Annotated in this window: 5 protein-coding genes; all 5 read right to left on the bottom strand. The window is 61.0% G+C overall.

Going from position 1 to position 5,810, the window contains the following annotated elements; all coding sequences use genetic code 11:
* On the bottom strand, positions 1-1,584 hold a 1,584-nt coding region (gene purH, locus Q0239_RS15825; protein WP_298604662.1), incomplete at its 3' end, for a bifunctional phosphoribosylaminoimidazolecarboxamide formyltransferase/IMP cyclohydrolase.
* A gap of 5 nt (positions 1,585-1,589) precedes the next feature.
* Positions 1,590-3,314: a heparinase II/III family protein gene (locus Q0239_RS15820; protein ID WP_298604660.1), complete on the bottom strand. Its 1,725-nt coding sequence runs from the start codon at positions 3,312-3,314 to the stop codon at positions 1,590-1,592.
* A complete protein-coding gene (rpe, locus tag Q0239_RS15815; protein ID WP_298604658.1) occupies positions 3,314-3,973 on the bottom strand; it encodes a ribulose-phosphate 3-epimerase in 660 nt (219 codons plus the stop codon). Before rpe ends, Q0239_RS15820 begins: the two co-directional genes overlap by 1 nt.
* A gap of 71 nt (positions 3,974-4,044) precedes the next feature.
* Entirely contained in the window at positions 4,045-4,569 is a 525-nt protein-coding gene (locus tag Q0239_RS15810) for a GNAT family N-acetyltransferase (RefSeq protein ID WP_298604656.1), read from the bottom strand.
* A 9-nt stretch (positions 4,570-4,578) separates the two neighbouring features.
* Positions 4,579-5,802 carry an RsmB/NOP family class I SAM-dependent RNA methyltransferase gene (locus tag Q0239_RS15805; protein WP_298604664.1) on the bottom strand — a complete coding sequence of 408 codons (1,224 nt, stop codon included), beginning with the start codon at positions 5,800-5,802 and terminating at the stop codon, positions 4,579-4,581.
* Between the last annotated feature and the right edge of the window lie 8 nt (positions 5,803-5,810).

Genomic DNA, 5,810 nt, shown 5'->3' with positions numbered 1-5,810 from the left:
CCGGAAATGACGCATCCCGGTGAAGACCATCGCCAGCCCTGCTTCGTCAGCGGCGGCGATGACTTCTTCATCGCGCATCGATCCGCCCGGCTGGATCACTGCCGTCGCTCCTGCCTCTACCGCGGCCAGTAGGCCGTCGGCAAAGGGGAAGAAGGCGTCTGAGGCGACCGCCGAACCAACGGTGCGCGGGCTTTCCCAGCCATAGGTCTCGGCCGCCTCGCGTGCCTTGATCGCGGCGATGCGTGCGCTGTCGCGGCGGTTCATCTGGCCAGCACCGATGCCTGCTGTCGCGCCATCCTTGGCATAGACAATCGCGTTCGATTTCACATGCTTGGCAACCGTCCAGGCAAAGCGGCAATCGGCAAGCTCCTGTGCTGTAGGCGCCCGCTTCGTCACCACCTTGAAATCGCTTTCGGGCACGAAACCATTGTCGCGTGACTGCACCAGCAAGCCGCCGGTAATCGGTTTCACCATCAGTCCACCACGTTTCGGATCGGGCAGGTCGCCGGTCAGTAGCAGGCGCAAATTCTTCTTCTTGGCGAATACCGCCTTGGCTGCCTCGTCAGCAGCAGGTGCGGCAACAACCTCCGTGAAAATCTCGGTAATCGCCTCTGCAGTCGCCCCATCGAGAGGACGGTTGACCGCGACAATGCCACCAAAGGCCGAAACGCTGTCGCATTCAAGCGCAGCGCGATAAGCCTCGATCAGCGTATCGCCCGTGGCAACGCCGCACGGATTGGCATGCTTGACGATAACAACCGTCGGCGGCCCATCACGGAATTCGCTGACCAGCTCGAGCGCGGCGTCGGCATCGTTATAATTGTTATAGGACAGTTCCTTGCCCTGGATTTGCTCCGCCTGTGCGATCCCCGATCCGTGCGGACCTACCGGGACATACAGCGCCGCGCGTTGGTGCGGGTTTTCGCCATAACGCAATTCTTCGGCACGATTGCCGTTGATCGCCAGCATATCGGGGAAGAATTGCTGCTGGTCGGCAAAGGCGAACCACTGGCTTATCATGCTGTCATAGGCCGCCGTTGCCGAATACGCCTTGGCCGCACATTTGCGACGGAAGTCATAACTGGTCTTGCCGCCTGATTCTTCCATCTCGGCGATGAGATCGTCATAGTCAGCAGGGTCGGTGACAATGGTGACAAAGGCGTGGTTCTTCGCCGCGCTGCGTACCATCGACGGGCCGCCAATGTCGATATTCTCGATAATCTCGTCGCGGCTCGCGCCCTTGGCTACCGTCTGCGCAAAGGGGTAGAGGTTGACGACGACCAGATCGATCGCGCCGATGCCATGTTCCTTCATCGCGGCGGCATGTTCGGCATTATCACGCACCGCTAGTAGCCCGCCATGCACCTTGGGGTGCAGCGTCTTGACGCGGCCATCCATCATTTCGGGAAAGCCCGTGAGGTCGCTGATGTCCTTCACCTTCAGCCCGGCATCACGCAGCGTCTTTGCCGTGCCACCGGTCGACACCAGCTCGACATCCCGCTTCGCCAATGCATGGCCCAGTTCGACCAGCCCGCTTTTATCCGACACCGAAAGCAGTGCCCGTTTGATCTTCACATCGCTCATTTTGTTTATCCCAAAAACTTGAGGGCCCAGCCAATGGTCATGCCGCCCTTTGGCGCATTGACGCCAATCACGAGTTGGCGGGTGGGGTTTGGCCGGCCATTTTCATCCACCCATAAACTGTCATCGACCTCGATCGTACCGAGCGCGGTCATGAAGGTCCAACTGCTGCCGTCGTCGAGACGCATTACGACACTGCGTTTATCGTCTGCGAGCAGCAGCTCAATATCGGGACCGAGATGGAAGCGGAGATGCGCAGGCACCTCTTCGCGGCCCTTAAATTTCACATGCGGCAGGAGCGTATCCTCGCCGCGCAACTCCATGCCGTCCGAACGCAGTATAAGCACGCGATTGTGGATGAAGCCATAGCTGCGCGCATAGCCATCATGATTGGCTTCGATCCGCGTCGCTTTTTCAATATCGCGCCGTTCAAGCTCGACATCGACAACACCCGCACCCAGCTGACCCTTGGCCAAAAGAGCGGTCGAATTGCTGTCGTCTACACATAGGGTCGAATGTGCAGCAGTGGTGCGCAAACCGCGCGCCAGAGCCGCCGGTATGCTCGCCCCGGCAAGACCGGCCCCGCCACAGTTGATCACGATCCGCTGCCTGCCAAAACTGAATTCGAACGCGAGCGTTGATGCACAACCAACCAGCGCCTGTTTCGCATGCGGAGGGGGCCCAGCGTCAACTTGCAGGACAGCAGGCCCCGCACTGACCCGTTGATAGCCCCAATCGAGTGCTTGTCGCAGTGGGCGAGCGCGCACACCACTGGCCTGAACCAAGGCCTCGATGCGCTCTGCTCCCAAATGGCCGCATCCCTGCCAGGCGCCCAGTCCGCCATCGGCGTGCGTCAACCCCAACAGCGCCGGAACGTTGCGACTGAGCGTATCGGTAAGGAAATCAGGAACAGCTTCCTGCCGCGCTGTGTAACACTCGCGCAACGTCGACAGCAGCGCAATCAGTTCCATCAGTTGCTGCGGCGCGCGCGACAATAGCCCGCCATCGGGGAAAACCAGATCAGAAAGTGCGGCCTCAAGGCTGTGCTCGCCCATCGCCCGCCGCGCCTTGCCTTCAGGGAGCAAAAGCGAGGCGGCCACAACACCTGTCCAGCCGCAGACCTTGTCAAAAGGCTTGGTCGCACGGACCGCCGACTGGTCGAGGTGCCTGGCGGTGCGCGCAAAATGGTTCAGGATTTTGGAGCGATAGATGAGGTCAGTGCTGGTCAGCAAATAAGGCGCGGCGCTCGCCATATTGAGGAAGCGCCACGCGCTATTGTCGATCCGCCACGCAGGCATGCGCGGTCGGTCGCCATTGGCCGCCAGCCATTTTTCGGCAATCGATGCGGCAAGTGGCGCACCTTCGCCGCGATTGACCGCAGCTGACAAATCGCGCAGCCAGTCGAAGCGATGGACATAGTCGGCAAAGGCGGGAGGCAGCGTCGACTTGTCATAATCGATCGCATTGATCGACTGCTCCATTCCATGAAACAGGAATTTTCCGATGCGGATCGCGGTGCCGCGTGCTTCATCGCCCGGGAGCGGATCGGTCGGTACGGCCAGCAGTTTCATCGGCAGCTTGCCGGTGATCCGCATCTTGTGCAGCGGTGTGCGCCAACTCAACTGATAGAGCATCAGCGAAACACGGGCAGCCAGATTTTCAAGGCGACCTGCCGGACGCACGACCAGCGCATTTGCACCAATCTTTTCGTCCGGGCGGTCGGCTTCGGCCATTATCCCCTCAGGGCTGCGATATTGGCGGCGTAAGCGCTTGGTCCGCCTTTGAAAGTCGCGGTTCCGGCAACCAGCGTATCCGCGCCTGCCGATATCGCAAGCGGTGCGGTTTCAACCGTGATCCCGCCATCGACCTCGAGGCGGATATCCTTGCCGGTCTTTTCAATCATCTTTCGGATCGCCTCGATCTTGCGCAGTTGGCTTGAAATGAAGCTTTGCCCGCCAAAGCCGGGATTGACACTCATCACCAGCACGAGGTCGATATCCTCAATCAGATAATCGAGCATCTTTGCCGGCGTATGCGGGTTGAGCACGATGCCCGCCTGCTTGCCGAGCGATTTGATCAACTGCACTGTGCGGTGCGGGTGCGGCCCTGCTTCCGGGTGGAAGGAAATGATATCGGCGCCTGCGTCAGCGAAGTCTTTCACATATTGGTCAACCGGCGAGATCATCAGATGGACATCAAAAGGCTTTGCACTGTGCGGGCGCAGCGCCTTTACAACGGCGGGACCGATGGTGATGTTGGGGACGAAATGGCCATCCATCACATCGACATGGATCCAGTCGCATCCGGCCTCGTCAATCGCGCGCACCTCCTCGCCCAGACGCGCGAAATCGGCGGATAGGATCGACGGCGCAATACGGATAGGAGCGTTCATGGCAGGCGCTTAGCGGGACTGCGCAGCAGGGGCAAGGCAAGCACCCCTTCATGCACAACTAATCCACTGTTTTATCCACCGCGTTGTCGCGAAAAAAGCTCGATACGGCCCATCGCTTCGTCTGTGGCCTCCAGAAAGCGGAAGCCCAGCTTCTCTGCAACCCTTCGCGACGCCCGATTCCCCGGATCGATGATGCAGCGAATTTCGGGTGCCTTGAGTTCGTCGTCAGCCCATGCCAGCGCCGCCCCCATCGCTTCGGTAGCAAGTCCTTTGCCCCAGGCCTCCGGAATGAAGGCCCATCCAGCTTCGGGCACACCTTCCAGTCCGGCAACGCCGCGCTCGAACCAGGAAAGGCCGCCATTGCCCAAAAATCTTCCGGTGGCGCGGTCTAGGAACGACCAATAGCCATAGCCCATGAACTGCCAGAGCGCCGAGGCAGCAAGGAATTTGGCCCAACTTTCGGTGCGCGTGCGCGGCTTGCCACCTATAAATTCAGTCATCGCCGGATCGGCCCATGCCGCGGCATAGGCTTCCCAATGGTCCTTGCTTATGGGCGCGAGGGTCAGGCGATCGGTAGTCAGGGTCGGGGCTTGCATCCCCCGACCTTATTGTGCGTGGGTGAAGCAGGCAATGAAGAAGCCGTCCAGCCCGCCCTTGTCGGCGAGCATACCGGGCAACGTGCGAACATAGCCGTCTGTCGGCGTGATGCCTTCAGGCAACAGGGTGGTGTTGATCGCCGACTTGGCGAAATTGCCATGCCGCGCAAGGAAGGCATCGGCCTGTTGCTCGCCCTCTTCGGGTTCGAGCGAGCAGGTTGCATAGACCAATGCGCCGCCGGGTTTGACCATGGCCGCGGCCTTGTCGAGCATCGCCGCTTGCAGTTCTACCAGTTCGGTAATTTGCTTCGGCCCTATCCGGTGCAGCACATCGGGATGGCGGCGGAAGGTGCCGGTTGCCGTGCAGGGCGCGTCAAGCAGCACGGCGTCGAATGGCGCTTCGGGCTCCCATGTCAGCACATCACCGATGTTGGATTTCGCAACCAGCCCGGTGCGCTCCAGATTGGCCGACAACCGCTCCATCCGCTTCGCCGACTTGTCGAGCGCAGTGACATTCCAACCCTGGCTCGCCAACTGCATCGTCTTCCCACCCGGGGCCGCACATAGGTCAGCTATCTCTCTATGATTCCCCTGCCCCAATAGCCGGGCTGGTAGACTAGCCGCCAGATCCTGCACCCACCAGGCGCCTTCGGCATAGCCGGGCAACATCTCGATCGCCGACCCGCGTGCCAGCCGGATTTGGCCCGGTGCGAGGCTGGTACCTTCCAGTTCTTCAGCCCATTTGGCGGTCTGCGAGGGATCGGACATAATCAGGTCGAGCGACGGCGGCTCGGCCAAGGCAACACGCGCCGCCTCGATCATCTCCGCGCCCCATGCTGCTTTCCAGCGATCGGCAACCGGATGCGTCAGGCTGGGAGCCTCGGGCAAAGTTGGTTGCAGACGCCAGAGCGAGCCGAGCACACCATGCACCAGCCGCCTTGGCCCTTTGTCGAGCAGCGGCAGGGCCGTCGAGATGGCGGCGTGCGGCGGTGTGCCCAACCGCAGCATCTGCGCAAGGGCCATGCGCAGCACCATCCGCGCCTTGGCATCCTCCGCCAATGGCAGGCGGGTCTGGCTGTCGATCAGCAGGTCGAGGTCTGGGAGCCAGCGTAGCACTTCCTGCGCAATGGCAATCGCCAGCGCCCGGTCCGAAGGCTCCAAACCTTTGGCCATCGCGCTCGCTGCCTGATCGAGCGGTTGGCCGGTGCGCAGGCAAGCGTCGAGCATCCGCAACGCAGTGC

Origin of the sequence: uncultured Sphingorhabdus sp., assembly GCF_937872355.1 — a bacterium.
GTDB lineage: Bacteria > Pseudomonadota > Alphaproteobacteria > Sphingomonadales > Sphingomonadaceae > Sphingorhabdus_B.
Note: the sequence above shows the minus strand (reverse complement) of the source record. Positions and strands in the feature narration are given on the sequence as shown.

Coding starts and splice junctions, on each gene's coding strand:
- rpe (WP_298604658.1), bottom strand. CDS start 3,973: ATGAACGCTCCTATCCGTATTGCGCCGTCGATCCTATCCGCCGATTTC.
- Q0239_RS15820 (WP_298604660.1), bottom strand. CDS start 3,314: ATGGCCGAAGCCGACCGCCCGGACGAAAAGATTGGTGCAAATGCGCTG.
- Q0239_RS15810 (WP_298604656.1), bottom strand. CDS start 4,569: ATGCAAGCCCCGACCCTGACTACCGATCGCCTGACCCTCGCGCCCATA.